At 69.8% G+C, this 17,850-nt stretch carries 17 protein-coding genes; 9 read left to right on the forward strand and 8 right to left on the reverse strand.

The window, feature by feature from the left end:
• Positions 1-9: 9 nt before the first annotated feature.
• Positions 10-384 (reverse strand): nitroreductase family deazaflavin-dependent oxidoreductase, encoded by a 375-nt coding sequence (locus JOE46_RS18005; RefSeq protein ID WP_209928012.1) that lies wholly within the window; start codon positions 382-384, stop codon positions 10-12.
• Positions 385-495: 111 nt separating this feature from the next.
• On the opposite strand from JOE46_RS18005, the gene JOE46_RS18010 reads away from it, so the two are divergent.
• Positions 496-1,155, forward strand: coding sequence for a TetR/AcrR family transcriptional regulator (locus tag JOE46_RS18010; RefSeq protein ID WP_257017167.1), 660 nt, complete (start codon positions 496-498; stop codon positions 1,153-1,155).
• A 53-nt stretch (positions 1,156-1,208) separates the two neighbouring features.
• The gene (locus JOE46_RS18015) at positions 1,209-1,772 is read left to right on the forward strand and encodes a hypothetical protein (protein ID WP_097210773.1); all 564 of its coding nucleotides are present in this window, start codon (positions 1,209-1,211) and stop codon (positions 1,770-1,772) included.
• Positions 1,773-1,782: 10 nt separating this feature from the next.
• Here JOE46_RS18015 and JOE46_RS18020 read toward each other — a convergent pair whose 3' ends face one another.
• Entirely contained in the window at positions 1,783-3,045 is a 1,263-nt protein-coding gene (locus tag JOE46_RS18020; RefSeq protein ID WP_209929163.1) for a hypothetical protein, read from the reverse strand.
• Positions 3,046-3,153: 108 nt separating this feature from the next.
• Complete coding sequence (locus JOE46_RS18025; protein WP_209928014.1) at positions 3,154-4,101, reverse strand: NAD-dependent epimerase/dehydratase family protein; 948 nt, start codon at positions 4,099-4,101, stop codon at positions 3,154-3,156.
• A gap of 136 nt (positions 4,102-4,237) precedes the next feature.
• On the opposite strand from JOE46_RS18025, the gene JOE46_RS18030 reads away from it, so the two are divergent.
• On the forward strand, positions 4,238-4,942 hold the full coding sequence (locus tag JOE46_RS18030) for a TetR/AcrR family transcriptional regulator (protein WP_209928016.1): 705 nt from the start codon (positions 4,238-4,240) through the stop codon (positions 4,940-4,942).
• Between the two features lie 63 nt (positions 4,943-5,005).
• Entirely contained in the window at positions 5,006-5,611 is a 606-nt protein-coding gene (locus JOE46_RS18035; protein ID WP_097210777.1) for a YqgE/AlgH family protein, read from the forward strand.
• A gap of 19 nt (positions 5,612-5,630) precedes the next feature.
• On the opposite strand, the gene JOE46_RS18040 is transcribed toward JOE46_RS18035, so the two are convergent.
• The 3 genes from JOE46_RS18040 to JOE46_RS18050 are packed head-to-tail and all read right to left on the reverse strand — an operon-like array spanning position 5,631 to position 8,144.
• Entirely contained in the window at positions 5,631-6,629 is a 999-nt protein-coding gene (locus tag JOE46_RS18040) for a bile acid:sodium symporter family protein (protein WP_097210778.1), read from the reverse strand.
• A gap of 28 nt (positions 6,630-6,657) precedes the next feature.
• On the reverse strand, positions 6,658-7,626 hold the full coding sequence (locus tag JOE46_RS18045; protein ID WP_209928018.1) for a DUF1648 domain-containing protein: 969 nt from the start codon (positions 7,624-7,626) through the stop codon (positions 6,658-6,660).
• Positions 7,627-7,664: 38 nt separating this feature from the next.
• Positions 7,665-8,144, reverse strand: coding sequence for an SdpI family protein (locus tag JOE46_RS18050; protein ID WP_097210780.1), 480 nt, complete (start codon positions 8,142-8,144; stop codon positions 7,665-7,667).
• A 129-nt stretch (positions 8,145-8,273) separates the two neighbouring features.
• Between JOE46_RS18050 and leuS the strand changes: the two genes are divergently transcribed.
• Positions 8,274-11,120 carry a leucine--tRNA ligase gene (gene leuS / locus JOE46_RS18055; RefSeq protein WP_097210781.1) on the forward strand — a complete coding sequence of 949 codons (2,847 nt, stop codon included), beginning with the start codon at positions 8,274-8,276 and terminating at the stop codon, positions 11,118-11,120.
• A gap of 70 nt (positions 11,121-11,190) precedes the next feature.
• On the opposite strand, the gene JOE46_RS18060 is transcribed toward leuS, so the two are convergent.
• Positions 11,191-12,660: a lipase family protein gene (locus JOE46_RS18060; RefSeq protein ID WP_245221093.1), complete on the reverse strand. Its 1,470-nt coding sequence runs from the start codon at positions 12,658-12,660 to the stop codon at positions 11,191-11,193.
• Positions 12,661-12,862: 202 nt separating this feature from the next.
• On the opposite strand from JOE46_RS18060, the gene JOE46_RS18065 reads away from it, so the two are divergent.
• Complete coding sequence (locus JOE46_RS18065; RefSeq protein ID WP_077039956.1) at positions 12,863-13,237, forward strand: nuclear transport factor 2 family protein; 375 nt, start codon at positions 12,863-12,865, stop codon at positions 13,235-13,237.
• Positions 13,238-13,435: 198 nt separating this feature from the next.
• Entirely contained in the window at positions 13,436-14,587 is a 1,152-nt protein-coding gene (locus tag JOE46_RS18070; protein WP_209928019.1) for a heparan-alpha-glucosaminide N-acetyltransferase domain-containing protein, read from the forward strand.
• Here JOE46_RS18070 and JOE46_RS26560 read toward each other — a convergent pair.
• Complete coding sequence (locus tag JOE46_RS26560) at positions 14,580-15,191, reverse strand: MaoC family dehydratase N-terminal domain-containing protein (RefSeq protein WP_245221094.1); 612 nt, start codon at positions 15,189-15,191, stop codon at positions 14,580-14,582. The two genes, JOE46_RS18070 and JOE46_RS26560, sit on opposite strands and share 8 nt — an antisense overlap.
• Before the next feature lie 241 nt (positions 15,192-15,432).
• Between JOE46_RS26560 and JOE46_RS18080 the strand changes: the two genes are divergently transcribed.
• On the forward strand, positions 15,433-16,596 hold the full coding sequence (locus JOE46_RS18080) for a Rieske 2Fe-2S domain-containing protein (RefSeq protein WP_209928020.1): 1,164 nt from the start codon (positions 15,433-15,435) through the stop codon (positions 16,594-16,596).
• 48 nt (positions 16,597-16,644) lie between these two features.
• Positions 16,645-17,826, forward strand: a complete 1,182-nt coding sequence (locus tag JOE46_RS18085; protein WP_097210785.1) for an acyl-CoA dehydrogenase family protein — start codon at positions 16,645-16,647, stop codon at positions 17,824-17,826.
• Positions 17,827-17,850 lie beyond the last annotated feature (24 nt).

Consider the following 17,850-nt stretch of genomic DNA (forward strand, 5'->3'; position numbering starts at 1 on the left):
CACCTCTCGTCAGTCCCCGACCAGGTCCATGCGGAGGAACTCGCTGATGCGGAGCAGCCTCGGTGGGCGGGCCACGTCGTCCGAGAGGGCCTGGAACGCCTCGGCCTCCTCGACCAGGCGTGGCGCGGCGAGATCGACCTCCCGCCCATCGACTCGGAGCCGCGCACCGTCGGCCGCCAGGACGTTCTGCACCCAGTCCGAGCGCCATCCGTACACCAGAACGAACAGGTAGCCGCCGTCGACGGGAAAGGCGTCGAGCGGTGTGCGGTAGGTGGCGCCGGAGGTGCGACCCACGTGGGTCAGCACCGGCCACTTCCCGCCCGCGATCGCGCGAGGGTTGAACACCCGCTTGTTGATGTGCCCCCACCACCTCGGCATCGGCATCGGGTTCTCCTTCCCTCGTTCGGTTGATTCCCGGCGGGAGTCCTTACAGATGTAAGGCTGACTTACGCCTGTAAGCTTGTCAACATTTCCGCACCCTGGAGTTGAGCCCTCGTGTCACCATCACCGCAGCCGCCACGGCAACCACTCAGCCGAGATCTCGTGTTGGAGGCCGCGATCCGGGTCGCGGATCGTGGTGGCGTGGAGGCGATCACGATGCGCCGGGTGGCGCAGGAACTCGGAGTGGAGGCGATGTCGCTCTACCACCATGTGCCGAACAAGGACGCGATCCTCGACGGTGTGGTCGACGCGGTGTTCGCGGCGATCGCACTACCCGATGCCCGGTGCGACGACTGGCGCGACGCGATCCGGGTCCGCGCTTCCTCCGCGCGCACTGTCCTGTCACAGCACAGTTGGGCCCTCGGCCTCATGGACTCCCGTCGCAACCCGGGTCCGGCGACGCTACGCCATCACGACGCAGTCCTCGGCGTCCTCCGGGAGGCCGGATTCACGCTGCCGATGGCCGCGCACGCCGTCTCGCTGGTCGACAGCTATATCGGCGGGTTCGTCCTCCAAGAGGCGAACCTGCCGGTGACGACGCCGGGCGATGTCGAGGAAGTGGCGGGCAGCATCCTCGAGCAGCTCCCTGCGGCCGAGTTGCCGTACCTCACCGAGATGATCGTCGACCACGCCCTGCAGCCGGGCTACGACCACACGAGCGAGTTCGGCTACGGCCTGGACCTCATCCTGGACGCGCTCGAGGCCAGGAGGTAGCGCGCAGGAAGTCGCGGTCGGAACCGGCGTCGCCGCTCGCGCGTCCAACACGTATGGGACTGGTGGAGTACTCGTTCGGCACCGGCGAGGGCGCGCCGCGGGACTGGGTGTCCGAGGCGGACCTGGACCTCGGCGGCATCGGGGCCGCGGACGCGGTGAGCCTCGACTTCGACGGCGACGGTCTGCTCGACGACGCGATGTGGGACAGCGACGGGGACGGGGGCGCGGATCGTTCGGTGCTGGACGTGGGTGACGAGGGTCGGTACTTCGAGGACGCCTCGGGTACCGGGGTCTGGGACCTCGAGGTCCCGCCGCCTCCCGCCGAGGCCGGGCACGAGCTGCGCTGGACGGACCCCGGGGGCGTGGACCGTAGAGTGCCGGGCGGCGAGGACGCGCTGCCGGTGGAGGTCGACCTCGACCTCGACGGTGCCCCCGACATCGCGGTGATCGACACCGACGGGGACTCGCTGGTCGACGTCACCCTGCTCCGGTCGGGCCCGGGCGGCCCCTACGCCGCGATCGAGGTCGACGAGCGGTTCGACGGGGCGGCGGACGTGACGCTGTCCGATACTGACGGCGACGGCCGGCTGGACACAGTCGTCCGCGGTTCCGGTTGATCGCGGGCGCTCAGCGTGGCGCCCGACGCAGCGAGTTCGCCGCAACCCCCGCCAGGCCGAGCCCGTACACCGCGGCCCCGGCGAAGACGAGTCCCGGTGAGTGCCCGTCGGGGGCGACCACCGTCGCCGCGGCGGCCAGCGCGCCGATGAACGCCATGTTGAACACGGTGTCCTGCAACGCGAACACCTGCCCGCGCCGGGCGTCGTCGATGTCGATCTGCATCGCCGCGTCCCCGGTGAGCTTGATCGTCTGCCCGGCGAGGCCGAGTAGGAACGCGCCGACCAGCAGCATCGGCTGGGTGAGCCCGGAGATCACCCCCAGTTGCACGGCGGTCGCGAACACCAGCGCGCCCACGACAGTCGGGGACCTGCCGATGCGTGGGATGAGAAACGGGGTGACGGCCGCGGCGAGCAGCATGCCCGCCGCCGCGGCGCCGACCGCGACCCCGAATCCGGCGAACCCGCCCGGCAGCGCGCCCGCATACGAGGGATCCCGGAGGATCAGCACCATGATCAGCGTGTTGATCCCGAACACGATGCGGTGCACGCCGATTCCGATCATCGCGGTGGTGACGCCGGGGGCGCCCCACACGGCGGTGGCCCCGGTGCGCAGGCCTGCCAGCACCGCCCGGACGGCGTCGAGGCCGGTCGGACCCGCATCGGCGAGGTCGCCGGTCGGTCCGAGGCGGTGCGCGGCGAAGCCGACCGCGGCGAGGGCGCCGATCGCGGAACCGACGGAGGCGATGGCGACCGTGAGGCCGGAGCCCCGATCCCCCTCGCCTAGCACTCCGAGGAGCGCGACCGCCGTCCCGGCCCCCGCGGCGGACACCCCGGCCCCCGCGGTCGCCAGCACGGAATTCGTTGACACCAGCCAGGATTGGCGCACCACGTTCGGCAGTGACGCCGAGACCCCCGCCAGCACGAAGCGGCTGACCCCGACCGCGGCGAGCGCGAGCAGCAGCAACGGGGTCTGAGGTCCGTCGGTCAGGAGCACGGCCGCGGCCGCCAGGATCAGGCCGCCGCGCAGCAGGTTCGCCCACATCAGGACGGCGCGCCGGTCCCATCGGTCGAGCAGGGCGCCGGCGAAGGGGCCGACCAGCGAGTAGGGCAGCAGCAGGACCGCGAACCCCGCGGCGATCGCGATGGGATCGGTCTCCCGTTCGGGGTTGAACAGGATGGCGCCGCCGAGCGCGGCCTGGAAGAGCCCGTCGCCGAACTGGCTCGCGAAGCGGACGGTGGTGAGTCGGCCGAGTCCGGGTGACCGGCGCAGCATGGAGCGCAGGCCGCCGTGCTCGAGCGTCGGGTCGGTCGGGGTCGGATCGGGTGGCGTCGACTCCCCCGGCGTCGCGCTTCCCGGCGTCGAGTTCACCACCAGCTGACCCTATCGCGGCGCCGGCGCGAGCTCCCGTGTGCGCCACCACGCGACGGTGGCGGCGGCCGCATCGGCCAGTGGGGTCGGCGCCAGCCCCAGCAGTCGCTCGCTGCGGCCGGAGTCCAGCAGGAACGGTCGCTCGAACTGGTACAGCATCTCCGCCAGTTCGCGGCTGTCGCGGTGAACGAGTCCGGCGCCACGGAGCAGCCAGCCGGGCAGCACGCCGGTCTTCGGGTCAGGCACGCCCGCCGCCGAGGCGTAGGCGTGCACCATCGCGCGCTGGGTGATCGCGGGGCCGGTCGGCGCGTGCAGGACCGAGTTCCACAGCGAGGGGTCGGCGGCCGCGGCGATCATGGCCGCCGCGAGGTCCGGCACGTAGGTGAACGAGTGTGGGGTGTCGAGGCCACCCATGACGCGAACGGTCTTGCCCGACAGAATGATCGGCACCATTCGTTCGCCCGCATGCGCCATCAGCACCCGCGGCCCGAAGAAGTCGGAGGCGGCCACGCTGACGGTGGCGGTGTCCGAGGCCTCGCGCTGGCGCAGCAGTTCGGTGCGGATGCCCAGCTTGCCGTCACGGGCCTCGCGCGGGGTGTCCTCGGTGATGGGACCGTCGACATGCCCGTAGGAGTACAGGCTCTCCGGGAACACCACGACTGCCCCTGCCCGGCCGGCGGCGGCGAGCACGGCCCGCTCTGTGGAGGGCAGCTCGCGACGCCAGGCCTCGGCCGAGTACGCCGAGCCGTGGGTGCAGTGGAACACCGCCGCGGCGCCCTCGAGAGCGGCGTCGAGCGCGCCAGGCACGGAGACGTCGACGCGGAGCCGCTCCACGTTGGGGCGCTCGGGTCCGGAACCGGACCTGGTCAGCACGCGGACCCGGTGTCCCTGTGCCGCCAACTGGTCGGCGACCGTCCATCCGACGGGTCCCGCGCCGGTCACTACCTGCACTGTCGACATCGCAATCACTCCTTGGTGTGGTTTCGGATATTCGAGAGCACTGCTCTCGAAACAACAGTGCGCCGGCTTCGAGAGAATGTCAAGAGCACTGCTCTCTTTTGTTGACAGTGCTCACGAAACCGGTCAGGCTGGGGCGGTGACCGGTACCCCGCGCGAACGCGCACGCGAGCAGACCCTGGCCGACATCACCCGGATCGGCCGGGAGCACCTGGCCAGGGACGGGGCGGCGGCGCTGTCGCTACGCGCGGTCGCCAGGGACCTCGGGGTGGTCTCCTCGGCCGTGTACCGGTACGTGGGCAGTCGCGACGAACTGCTCACCCTGCTCGTCGTGGAGGGATACACCGAGTTGGGTGACGCGGTGGACGCGGCGGTGGCCGCCGTGCCCGCAGGAGATCCGCGTGCCCGGTTGCACGCCGTCGGGCATGCGGTCCGGGACTGGGCGCTGGCGGAGCCGGCGTGCTACGGGCTGCTGTTCGGTAGTCCCGTGCCTGGTTACCGGGCCCCGGCCGAACGCACCACCGGGCCGGGCACCCGCGTCGTCGGCGTGCTGGTCCGAATCTTCGACGACGCCAACCGATCCGGTGAACTCGTTGTCCCACAGACAATTCCGATGGGTGAGTCGCTGCGTGCGAACCTGCGGGCGATCCGGGCGGAGCTGGGTCTTGACCTGTCCGAGGAGGCACTGGCGCGCGGGGTCCTGGCCTGGTCCTCGCTGTTCGGCGCGGTGAACTTCGAGGTGTTCGGTCAGTACGGGGTGGACACCTTCGCGGACCCGCGGGCGCTGTTCGAGCACCATCTGTCGGTGCTGGACGAGATGGTCGGGCTCGCCCCGCCGGAGTGAGGCGGCCGGCCGGGCGGCGCGTTACCCGGCACGCGTGTCGTCCGCCGGTGCGATGATTGTCCGGTGGACCACGCAGAAGAACCCGAGGACCGGATGGCGCCGACCGAACCGATCGTGCGCCCGGGCAGCCTGCTGATCTCCTCGACCGAGCTCACCGAGCCGGCCTTCCGCCGCACCGTGGTCTACGTCATCGAGCACAACGACGCGGGCAGCCTGGGTGTGGTGATCAACCGGCCGAGTGAGACCGCGGTGCAGGCGGTGCTGCCCCAGTGGACCGAGCTGTGCGCCAATCCGCGGGCGCTGTTCATCGGCGGCCCGGTGAAGCGGGACTCGGCGCTGTGCCTGGCCACGCTGCGTACCGGCGCGAACATCGACGGGGTGTCCGGGGTGCGCCGGGTGGACGGCCGGGTGGTCATGGTCGACCTCGATTCCGATCCGGACGCCGTCGGCCCGCTGATCGAGGGCGTGCGGGTCTTCGCGGGGTACTCGGGCTGGACCATGGGGCAGCTGGACTCGGAGTTGCAGCGCGACGACTGGACAGTGCTGTCCGCGCTGCCGTCCGATGTGATCGGCCCGCCGCGGATCGATCTCTGGGCGCACGTCCTGCGCCGCCAGCCGCTCCCCCTCGCGCTGCTCGCGACCCACCCGATCGACGTCGACCGGAACTGACCAGCCCGGCCCGCTCGGTTCACCGGCCGGGCGCAGCGCCCGCCGGTTCCGGGTCCTGGCGGCGGGCGAACCGCTGCGCCAGCGCGGCGCAGACGATCAGCTGGATCTGATGGAAGATCATCAATGGCAACACGATCAGGCCGACCGGCTGCCCGGCGAAGAGCACCGAGGCCATCGGCAGCCCGGTCGCGAGCGACTTCTTGGAGCCACAGAAGAGGATCACGATCCGGTCCGGCAGCGAGAACCCGAGCGCGCGCCCGGCGAAGGCCGTCACCCCGAGCACCGTCGCGAGGATCGCGCAGCAGACCGCGACCAGCGCCAGCACCCGCCAGGCGGAGAGCCCGCTCCATGCGTGCTCGTTCATGCCCGCGCTGAACGCCGAGTACACCACCAGCAGGATCGAGCCGCGGTCGACGATCTTGGTCGGTGCGGCATGCCGCTGCAGCCAGCCGGTCACCCACGGCCGGATCAGCTGACCGATGACGAACGGCAGCAGCAGCTGCAGCACGATGTCGACGATCGAGGACGCGTCGACGGTCGCCTCGCCGGTGGTGTTCATCAGCAAGATCACCAGCAGCGGCGTGATGAACACCCCGATGAGATTCGAGAACGACGCGCTGACGACCGCCCCCGCGACGTTGCCGCGCGCGATCGAGGTGAACGCGATGGACGACTGGACCGTCGAGGGCACCAGGCACATGTAGAGCACGCCGGTGTACAACTCGTCGGTGAGGACCGTGGGTGCCAGCACGCGCAGCGCGAGCCCGATCAGCGGGAACAGCAGGTAGGTCGACGCCAGCACCACCGAGTGCAGGCGCCAGTGCTTGAGCCCCTCGAGCGCCTCGCGCGGATGCAGCCGGGCGCCGTAGAGCAGGAACAGCAGCGCGATCGCGATCTTGGTGGCCCAGTCAAGTGCCGTCTGCCCGCCACCGGATGCGGGGAAGATGCTGGCCACGACGGCCACCGCGATGATCGACAGGATGAACCCGTCGATGTAGAACCTGCTCAAGAACTTCACATCGGTAACGGTAATCCGGGGCCGAATGTCAGCGGTCGGCCAGCCGCCGGTCCGCGAGGGCGTTCAGCGCGCTTGCCATCTCCTCTGCCCGTGGCGTGGTGACCGTCAGCCGCTGCCCGTTCGCGGCGGTGAAGACGACCGCGGGCCCGGTCGTGGTGACCACCCCGTAGTTGCCGCGGCCCTTCAGGCGCAGACCCCATCCGCCGAAATCCCTGGACGGGTTCACCTCCTCGACGTGGGCCCCGACCAGCTCCTCGATCCCGTACCCGACCGCGGTCATGCCCAGGTTGCGCACCCACAGCCCCGTCTCGTCGAGGGTGACGCGGAAGCGCAGCAGCCCGACCATCAGCACCGAGACCGGCACGAAGACCGCCAGCGGCCACCACGAGCCCGCCCGCGCGCAGAGCCCGGCGGTGATCGCCGCGCCGACCCCGAGCAGCACCGCCGTGGTCATGGGCCCGAGCCCGAGCCGCTGGGTGATCGGCAGGTTCACCGGCCCGCGGGGCAGCCGGGGGTCCGGCGGCATGGTCGCCGAGGATCGTTCGCGATAGTCGCGCAGGGACGAGGCCCCGAGGATGCCGACGGCGGCGCCTGCCACGATCCCGAGCCCGATCCACGACATCGGCAGCGTCACGTTCACGGCTGTAGCGAGATCCAGTTGCGCGGCGAGCAGCGCGATCCACAGGGTGAACAGCAGGCCGACCACGGTCAGGCCGACGATCAGCATCGCGCGGCGCATCATCAGCATCGCTCCCGCGAGGGCGGCGATCGCGCTGGCGCCGCATCCGACGAGGAGGATCACGATCACCATGGTCGCGGCCAGCGACCCGGGCGTGCTGAAGCCGTCGGGGCCGGTCCCGGACCAGTGCGTGGCGATGGTCTCGGGCAGGCGTGCGGACCAGAGCCTGGTGAGCGTCAGGCCTCCGGCGGCCGCGAGCGCGGGCACACCGATGCCGAACAGGACGCCGGCCGGATCGAAGGTCCGGGAATTGCTCATGGGCGCCGATTCAACCAGGTGCTCGCGCGCGGACCCCTTCAGCTGGGCAGGCAGGCGCCCTTGAGGGCGCACGATCCGCAGGAGTCCATGCCGCAGTCCGCGGCGGCCGCGGCGTCGGCAGCGTGGTCGGCGGACTCCGGCTCGGCGGGGCTGCCGCAACCGCAGTCGTGGCCGCAGCCACCGGCAGGGGCGGCCGCGGCGGCTGCGCGGGCTCCCATGGATCCGCCGTACCCGGCGGTGACCAGGGCCGCGACCACGGCGACGGCGACGGCGAGAAGTCCGCCGGCCGTGCCGAAGGCGAGGGCGCCGATACCGCCGATGACCAGCAACAACGCGGCCGCGGCCATGGTGGGCGCGGCGATGCGGTTGGCGAGGCGGAAGGCGTCGTCGCTGGCGAGGGCCTCGGGGGTGGTGACCCCGGCCCAGCGGTTGCGCGGCAGCCGGCCGGCGATCCCGGCGACCGCCACCACGCCGACGGCGAGGGCGACTACGAACAGCACGGTTGCGACGATGACCACGGGTCCAGGGTACGGCGGGGACCGATGACCGGGACTATTCGGGTGACACCTTAGGCTGGTCGACGGTAATCCATGCCCGAGAACCAGCGCCGAGACGCCGAGCTCAGCGCAGAGTAGATAGCGAAACACGTGACCGAGCCAGTGCAGCAGCCAGCGGACGACGCCACCCCTCAGCACCGATACACCGCGGAGCTCGCGGGTCGGATCGAGCGGCGGTGGCAGGAGCTGTGGAGTGAGCGCGGCACCTTCAACGCGCCGAACCCGGTCGGCGATCTCGCCGGGGAGCTGCCCGCGGACAAGCTCTTCGTCCAGGACATGTTCCCGTACCCGTCCGGCTCGGGCCTGCACGTCGGGCACCCGCTCGGCTACATCGCGACCGACGTGTTCGCGCGCTTCCACCGCATGCACGGGCACAACGTGCTGCACACCCTCGGCTACGACGCCTTCGGCCTGCCCGCCGAGCAGTACGCGGTGCAGACGGGCACCCACCCGCGCACCACCACCGAGTCGAACATCGAGAACATGAAGCGGCAGCTGCGCCGGCTCGGGCTCGGCCACGACGAGCGGCGCTCGCTGGCCACCACCGATGTGGACTTCTACCACTGGACGCAGTGGATCTTCCTGCAGATCTTCAACGCCTGGTATGACATCGACCTCAAGCGGGCCCGCCCCATCGCGGAGCTGGAGGCGGAGTTCGAGTCCGGTGCGCGCACCGCCCCGGACGGCCGGTCCTGGACCGCGCTCGACGCGGGTGAGCGCCGCACGGTGATCGACTCGTATCGCCTTGTCTACCGGTCGGATTCGATGGTCAACTGGTGCCCCGGGCTCGGCACCGTGCTGGCCAACGAGGAGGTCACCTCCGACGGTCGCAGCGACCGCGGCAATTTTCCGGTGTTCCGTAAGCATCTGCAGCAGTGGATGATGCGGATCACCGCGTACTCGGACCGCCTCGTCGACGACCTCGAGTTCCTGGACTGGCCGGACAAGGTCAAGGCCATGCAGCGCAACTGGATCGGGCGCTCGCACGGTGCCCAGGTCCGGTTCGGGGTCGACCCGGCGGTCGACGACGTCGCGATCGAGGTCTTCACCACCCGTCCCGACACCCTGTTCGGTGCCACTTACGTCACCCTCGCCCCCGAACACGAGCTGGTCGATCGGCTGGCCTCGGGCTCGTACGCGGACGACGTGGACCCCCGCTGGACCGGCGGCGCGGCCACCCCGGCCGAGGCCGTCGCCGCCTACCGCGCCTCCATCGCCGCGAAGACAGACCTGGAGCGGCAGGAGAACAAGGAGAAGACCGGCGTCTTCCTCGGCGAGTATGCGGTGAATCCCGTGAACGGGCACCGGCTTCCGATCTTCATCGCGGATTACGTGCTCACCGGGTACGGCACCGGCGCGATCATGGCGGTGCCCGGGCACGACCAGCGCGACTGGGAGTTCGCGACCACCTTCGGCCTCGACATCGTCGAGGTCATCGCAGGCGGCGACATCACCGAGGCCGCCTACACGGGCGACGGTCCGCTGGTGAACTCGGACTACCTGGACGGCCTCGACGTCGCGGCGGCCAAAGCCGCCATCACCGCGCGCCTGGAGGCGGACGGCACCGGCAAGGGCACCATCCAGTACAAGCTGCGGGACTGGCTGTTCGCCCGTCAGCGGTACTGGGGCGAGCCCTTCCCGATCGTCTACGGTGCGGACGGCGTCGCGCACCCGCTGCCGGAATCGATGCTGCCGGTGGAACTCCCGGAGGTCGAGGACTACGCGCCGGTCTCCTTCGACCCGAACGACGAGAACTCCGAGCCGTCCCCGCCGCTGGCGAAGGCCACCGACTGGGTGAACGTCGAGCTCGATCTCGGCGACGGACTGCAGAGCTACCACCGCGACACCAACGTGATGCCGCAGTGGGCGGGCAGCTCCTGGTACCAGCTGCGCTACATCGACCCGACCAACAACGACGAGTTCTGCGCCAAGGAGAACGAGCAGTACTGGATGGGTCCGCGTCCCGAGCTGCACGGCCCGAACGACCCGGGTGGCGTCGACCTGTACGTCGGCGGCGTCGAGCACGCGGTGCTGCACCTGCTGTACTCGCGGTTCTGGCACAAGGTCCTCTTCGACCTCGGCTACGTGAGCTCGAGCGAGCCGTACCGCCGGCTGTACAACCAGGGCTACATCCAGGCCTACGCCTACACCGACTCGCGGGGCGTCTACGTGCCCGCGGAGGAGGTCACCGAGCGCGACGGTGAGTACTTCCACGGCGACGAGCCGGTCCACCGCGAGCACGGCAAGATGGGCAAGTCCCTGAAGAATTCCGTTGCGCCGGACGAGATCTGCGAGGAGTACGGCGCCGACACCCTGCGCGTGTACGAGATGTCGATGGGGCCGCTGGACACCTCACGGCCGTGGGCGACCAAGGACGTTGTCGGGTCGCACCGGTTCCTGCAGCGCGTCTGGCGCACGGTCGTCGACGAGGAGACCGGTGAGCTGCGGGTCACCGACGAGGTGCCGACCGACGACACCCTGCGCGCGCTGAACAAGACGATCGACGGCGTCAACGCGGACTACGCCGCGCTGCGCGACAACACCGCGGCGGCCAAGCTGATCGAGCTGAACAACCACCTGACCAAGGAGTACCCGAACGGGGCGCCGCGGTCGGCGGTCGAGCCGCTGGTGCTCATGCTCGGCCCGCTGGCCCCGCACCTCGCCGAGGAGCTGTGGTCCCGGCTCGGGCACGAGACCTCGCTTGCGCACGGTCCGTTCCCGCTGGCCGAGGACAAGTGGCTGGTCGACGACACCGTCGAGTACCCGATCCAGGTCAACGGCAAGCTGCGCAGCCGGCTCACCGTGGCCGCCGACGCCGACCCGAAGTCCATCGAGGCCGCGGCCCTGGCCGACGAGAAGATCGTCGCCCTCCTGGAGGGCAACGCGCCCCGCAAGGTGATCGTGGTGCCGGGCAAGATGGTCAACATCGTCAAGTAGGCGCTCCGCGCCCGTGCGCGGTTAGCGGGTCCAGGGACCCGCTAACCGCGCACAGGTGGCGAAGCCGCCTTCAGCACTCGGTCGGTGCCGGTTCCCCGCGCAGCCGGGCGTCGACCCAGTCGAATGCCCCGGAGTTCCCGGTGAGTTCGCCGAGGATGTGTTCCCCGGGCACCTGCCGGTACAGCGCGCGCACGCCGTAGCCGCACTGCTCGTCGTACAGGTTGCGGGAGCCGAGCGCCGGGATCCAGAACTCCTGCCCGCCGCTGTAGATGTACAGCGGCGTGCCGGACTTACGGTCCGCCATCTTCATCTTCGTGTAGATGTCATGTGCGACAGGTGAATCCAGTGCTTGCTTCACATTCGCGAGTGCTTCGGCCGGTATCCCGAGGACGCCGGCCAGCGCGAGGGTGTTCGCGCACTGGTCCTTGATGGACGTGATGCTCAGCCGCTGACCGAGAGTGTTGATCAGCGGGAGGATCTCGGGGTTCTCCCTCGTGATCCCGAACAGCGCCGCGAGGAACAGCCCCCCGGCGAGGTTGCCGTTCATGGTGCGTCCGAGCATCTCGAAGTCCGCCGGTATCCCGCCCATCGCGGCGCCGACGATGTCGCCTGCCAGTTCGGGGGCATAGGAGTCGATCAGCTTGACCGCGCCGTGCGTCGCGATCGAACCGCCGGAGTAGCCCATCATGGCGAGCTTGCTGCTGCCGAACTCGGCGGGGAACACGGTGCGCATGCCGCGGATGGTGTCGAGGATCGCGTGCCCGGCGACGAAGGGTTCGGCGTACGCCATCCGGGGGCCCTCGTGATCGGGGATGAGCACCGCGTAGCCGCGTTCCTCGGCCTTCGTGGTGACGGGCCGGAGCAGCTCGAGGAAGTTCTCCGTCGGTGTGATCCCGTTTCCGAGGGTGTGGCCCGGGGTGCAGCTCCGCCCGAGCCCGTTGATCGGCACGTTGTTGACCAGGACCGGCCGCGGTCCCGGGCCGGGCCAGGGGGTTGCGGGTACGACGAGAGTCGCGGTCGCGAACGACGGCGCGCCTGCCGAGTCGGTGCTCTTCACCTTGATCTGGCGCACCTCCCGCACCGGCCCGCGCAGGAGCGCTCGGGCGGCAGGCGTCACATCGCGGGTCTCGATGACCTGGCCGTTGGTCATGCCGGGGAGGCCGGGCGGGTACACGTCGAAGAACGGATCCCCGATCGGTTTGGGCAGCATTTCGGCGCGCAGCGTCTCGAGGGGCGGGGGATCGAGATCGGGCCCCGGGATCACCGAGCCGACCACGCCCGGAATCGCGGACCCCAGCGGTGATCCGGCGGCGGAGCCGGTTCCGAGAGATCCGGTGATCAGCGTCGTCCCGTTCAAGGGCGTGCCGTCCGAGGCGGTGCCGTCGGTCAGGGACCCGGTGCCGATCGAGCCCTCACCTCCGGCGCTGCCGGAGGATTGGGCGACGGCGGTGCCGACCGACGTGCCACCCCCGATCGCGACGCTGACCGCCAAGGCGGCCACACCCATTCGTACCCAGAAACCCCCGTGCTGGATAGGCATGCGCGGCACCGTAACACCGGATTGCCGCGGCCCGAACGGCTTTCGGAGACCACGGTTATCACATCGTGAGCTGCGGTCCACCGAATACGGACGAACCGGACGCGGAGACGGATCGATGCCGGCTCCTCGTTCCATGGAATCCCGTCGGCATCGCCGGTACCCTCGCAACTAGAACAGGTTCTAACAATGAAGGGGTACCGGCATGGCGGCATCACGCGAAGACATCCTGAACACCATCGAGAGCTACGTGAAGTCGGTGGCGGGCGGCACCGTGGACGACGTCCTGGCGCTGTACGCGCCCGGCGCCACCGTCGAGGATCCGGTCGGCACCGACCCGCGGACCACCGAGGAGTCGCTGCGCGAGTTCTACGGCATCATCGAGCCGCTCGAGCAGACCGCCGAGCTCGGCGTCGTCAAGATCGCGGCGGGCACGGCCGCCTTCAATTTCACCCTCACCACCATCATGGGTGATCAGAAGGTCGAGATCTCCGTCATCGATGTGATGACCTTCGACGACGACGCCAAGATCACCACCATGAAGGCGATCTGGGGTCCGGAGGACATGGTCGCCAGCTGACCGCTCGCCCGGGTTCGGCCTGCGGGTCATACTCAGGTCGGACCCGGGATCAGCTCCAGGCCTGACGACAGCTGGCCGTCGCCGCAATACGTTCGGATCGCAACAGAATCACCAGGCGACCGAAAGCGTGTGATGACCCAGATCTTGTCCCAGGCCGAGGCCCCGCCGACTCCCCGCTCACTTACGCGCATAGTGGGCGTGGACGTCGCGCGGGGCCTCGCCGTGCTCGGGATGATCGCCGTGCACACCGCCAGCGCCGAACAGATCGGCGAGTTCGCCTTCTTCGCGCTCAGCGGCCGATCCGCCATTCTCTTCGCGGTCCTCGCCGGGGTGTCGCTGGCCCTCACCACCGGCGGCACCCGCCCGCCCGCGGGGCCAGGGCTGGCCGCGGCGCGCAGGTCCATCGCCGCGCGGGCTCTCGCCCTCTTCGTCCTCGGCCTCGTCCTCACCCAGCTCGGTTCGCCGGCGATGGTCATCCTCGCGACGTACGCGGTCCTGTTCCTGATCGCGCTGCCGCTGCTGCGGCTGAGCTGGCAGTGGCTGGCCGCCGCCGCGGCCGTGGCCGCCGTCGCGGGCCCGCTGCTCTCGTTCGCCATCCGTTCGCACGTGGCGGTGCCCGACACCTTCGGGGAGACCGCGCGATTCGACATGCTCACCTCGGTGGACGGGATCCAGCACCTCGGTTCGGTGATCCTGCTGCAGGGCACCTACCCGGTGCTCACCTGGGTGCCGTTCCTGCTCGCGGGCATGGCCATCGGCCGCTGGGGCCTGCGGCGTGAGCGGGCGGGCCTCGTCCTTGTCGGGCTCGGCTCGGCGCTGGCCGTGCTCGGGCTCGGCGGGTCCTGGGTGGCGCTGAACCTGTTCGGCGGCAAGGACGCGCTGGTGGCCCACCTGGACGAGATGATGCCGGGCGAGGGTGCCCAGCTGCTCGCGGACCTGCTCCGGATGGGGAGCTTCGGCACCGTCGGCACCGATCCCTGGCAGTGGATGCTCACCAGCACCCCGCACAGCGGGACCGCGTTCGAGGTCGTGGGATCCGGCGGCGTCGCCGTCGCCGTTCTCGGCCTGTGCCTGCTCGCGGCGAGGGTCGCCCCGCGAATCCTGGCGCCGCTGGCCGCGCTCGGTTCGATGCCGCTGACGATCTACGCCGGGCACATCGTGGCCCTGGCGCTCCTGCTGCGCATCGAGTCGTTCACCCAGTCCTGGGCGACCCTGCTCTGGTTCGTGGCGGTGCCCCTGGTCTTCGCGACGCTGTGGCGGCGCTACCTCGGGCGGGGTCCGCTCGAATGGGCTCTGAACAAGATCGGGGCGGGCGCCGCCCGGCTCGGCTCCCGGCCCGCGGTCAGCTAGCGCGCGCGAACGTCGCCCAGGCCTTGGCGGCGACCGCGCCGCCGGGCCGGGTCGCGGTGAGCACCACGTCCACCCGCGGCTCGCCGTCCTGGACGTACTCCTGCAGCACCTCGCCGGAACAGGCCAGGGTGTCCGCGGCCGACACCCGCTCCAGGAACCGGGTCCGGAACCGCCGCACCGACTCCGGGCCCAGCCAGTCGGTGGCGAAGTTGGCCAGCAGGCCGGAGGCGACGGCATCGGTCGCCGAGCCGTGCGACCAGGAGTCGGCGATCAGCCTGCCCTCGGCGTCGCGGAACTCGGTCAGCTGCTCGGACTCGTTGCCGCGGGAGTGCACGTTGAGCCGATCGCCCGCCCGCGGCGGGGGGCCGAAGAACCGGCAGTCCTGCTCGGCGGGCATGGCCTGCTGATCCGGCCTGGCCGACCCCGGCACGAACCCTTCGGAGCAGAGGTAGGTCGGCGGCACCACCGGGCGCTCGGCGTCGCGGTACGCGCCGTGGGTGGAGCGGATGGCCTCCGCGAACTCGAGGATCTTGCCGCGCTCCAGGTCGACGGTGATGCCGGTGAACGGCGCCCCCACCGGGCTCGCTGCGGTTGTGGTGATCATCGATCCGCACCTCCTTCGATCAGTTCGGATACCGCGACGTTAGGTCCGCGCGAGGGTTCGACGGCATCCCCTTCCCGCTGATCGGGAGACCCCGGGCACCGGCTTGCTGGGCGGGGGCGAAATCGTCCCGGTCAGCGGGAAGGCCCCATGAACTCGCATGCCGTCGCCCCGAAGTATGAGGCGCATCACATCAGTGCGTTTCTCGAGCGCGTTTGTCTCGAGAGTGAGAGAAGAGGTGGCAATGGCGCTGCAATCCAAGTCCGAAGCCGACGAGGTCAGGATGATCGAGGCGGCGGCGGCCCCTACCCGGTTTGCCCGCGGGTGGCACTGCCTTGGCCTGCTGAAGTCATTCCAGGACGGAAAGCCGCACGAGGTCAAGGCATTCGGCACCTCGCTGGTGGTGTTCCAGTCGGAGTCGGACGGCAAGATCAACGTGCTCGACGCGTTCTGCCGGCACATGGGCGGCAATCTCGCCCAGGGCACCGTCAAGGGTGACTCGATCGCCTGCCCGTTCCACGACTGGCGCTGGGGCGGCAACGGCAAGTGCACCGACATCCCCTACGCCCGCCGCGTTCCCCCGCTCGCGCGCACCCGCTCCTGGCCGACGCTCGAGCGCAACGGCCAGCTGTACGTGTGGCACGACCCGCAGGGCAGCAAGCCCACCGATGAGGTGACCATCCCCGAGATCGAGGGCTTCGGCTCCGACGAGTGGACCGCCTTGACCTGGAACTCCATGCTGATCGAGGGCTCGCACTGCCGCGAGATCGTCGACAACGTCGTGGACATGGCGCACTTCTTCTACGTGCACTACTCGTTCCCGCGGTTCTTCAAGAACGTCTTCGAGGGCCACGTCGCCACCCAGTACATGCGCTCCACCCCGCGGCACGACATCTCGGTCGGCACCAGCTACGACGATCCGAACTCCACCCTGCGTTCGGACGCGTCGTACTTCGGTCCGTCCTACATGATCGACTGGCTCTGGAGCGATGCCAAGGGCATGACGATCGAGACGGTCCTCGTCAACTGCCACTACCCGGTCGACGAGAACTCCTTCGTGCTGCAGTACGGCGCAATGGTCAAGAAGCCGCAGGGCATGTCGGACGAGGCGGCCGAGGGCATGGCCAAGCAGTTCGCCGAGGGCGTCGAGATGGGCTTCGAGCAGGACGTCGAGATCTGGAAGAACAAGGCGCCCATCGACAACCCGCTGCTGTCCGAGGAGGACGGCCCCGTGTACCAGCTGCGCCGTTGGTACAAGCAGTTCTATGTGGATGTCGAGGACATCACCGAGGACATGACCAAGCGCTTCGAATTCGAGATCGACACCGATCGGGCCGTGAAGAGCTGGGAGGCGGAGGTCGCCGAGAACATCGCCAACGGCGTCGTCCCGCTCCAGACCAACGCCTGAACCACCACCGACTTCCAGCCTCACAGCTAGACAAGAAGGAACATCACCATGACCAACAAGGCCATCGACAACCTCATCGAGATCGCGGATCAGATTCGCGACCAGGCAACGGAGGCCGAGCGGATCGGCCGCCTGCCCGACGACACGGCGAAGAAGCTCAAGGCGGCAGGCCCGATCAAGCTGCTGCAGCCCAAGCAGTACGGCGGCTTCGAGGCGCATCCCCGCGAGTTCTCCGAGACCGTGATGAAGGCGGCCTCGCTCGATCCGGCCACCGGCTGGGTGTGCGGCATCGTCGGCGTGCACCCCTGGCAGCTGGCCTTCGCGGACCCGAAGGTCCAGGAAGAGATCTGGGGCCAGGACCACGACACCTGGGTGGCATCGCCGTACGCGCCCACCGGCATCGCCAAGCCGGTCGACGGCGGCTACATCTTCAACGGCCGCTGGCAGTTCTCCTCCGGCACCGATCACTGTGACTGGATCTTCCTCGGCGCCATGGAAGGCGACAAGGACGGCAACATGGCGCTGCCGCCGCGGATGCTGCACATGATCCTGCCGCGCAAGGATTACGAGATCGTCGAGGATTCCTGGAACGTCGTGGGCCTCAAGGGAACCGGCTCCAAGGACATCATCGTCCGGGATGCCTTCGTGCCCTCCTACCGGGTGATGGACGGCGACGAGGTGATCAACGGGACCGCGCAGAAGAACGCCGGGATGACCGAGACCCTCTACAAGATGCCCTGGTCCAACATGTTCCCGCTCGGCATCTCCTCCGCCGTCATCGGTATCGCCGAGGGCGCCCTGGCCGCGCACCTGGACTACCAGCGTGACCGGGTCGGGGCGCAGGGCACCGCGGTCAAGGACGACCCGTACGTGCTCTTCGCGATCGGCGAAGCCGCCGCGGACATCAACGCCGCCCGCCAGGAACTGCTGGCGAACGTCGACAAGATGTGGGAGATCGTCGAATCCGGCAAGGAGGTCTCCTTCGCGGATCGCGCGGCCGGTCGTCGCACCCAGGTTCGTGCCGCCTGGCGCGCCGTCGGCGCCGTCGACCAGATCTTCGCCCGCTCCGGCGGCAACGCGCTGCGCATGGACAAGCCGCTGCAGCGATACTGGCGTGACGCGCACGCCGGCCTGGCCCACGCCATCCACGTGCCCAGCACCGTCTACCACGCTTCCGCGGTGAGCTCGCTCGGTCTCGACCCGGCCGACAACCTCAAGTCGATGATCTGATCCGGTCCCGCACAAGCACTGAAA

It is taken from the genome of Rhodococcus sp. PvR099, from assembly GCF_017833315.1.
Classification (GTDB): domain Bacteria; phylum Actinomycetota; class Actinomycetes; order Mycobacteriales; family Mycobacteriaceae; genus Rhodococcus_G; species Rhodococcus_G oryzae.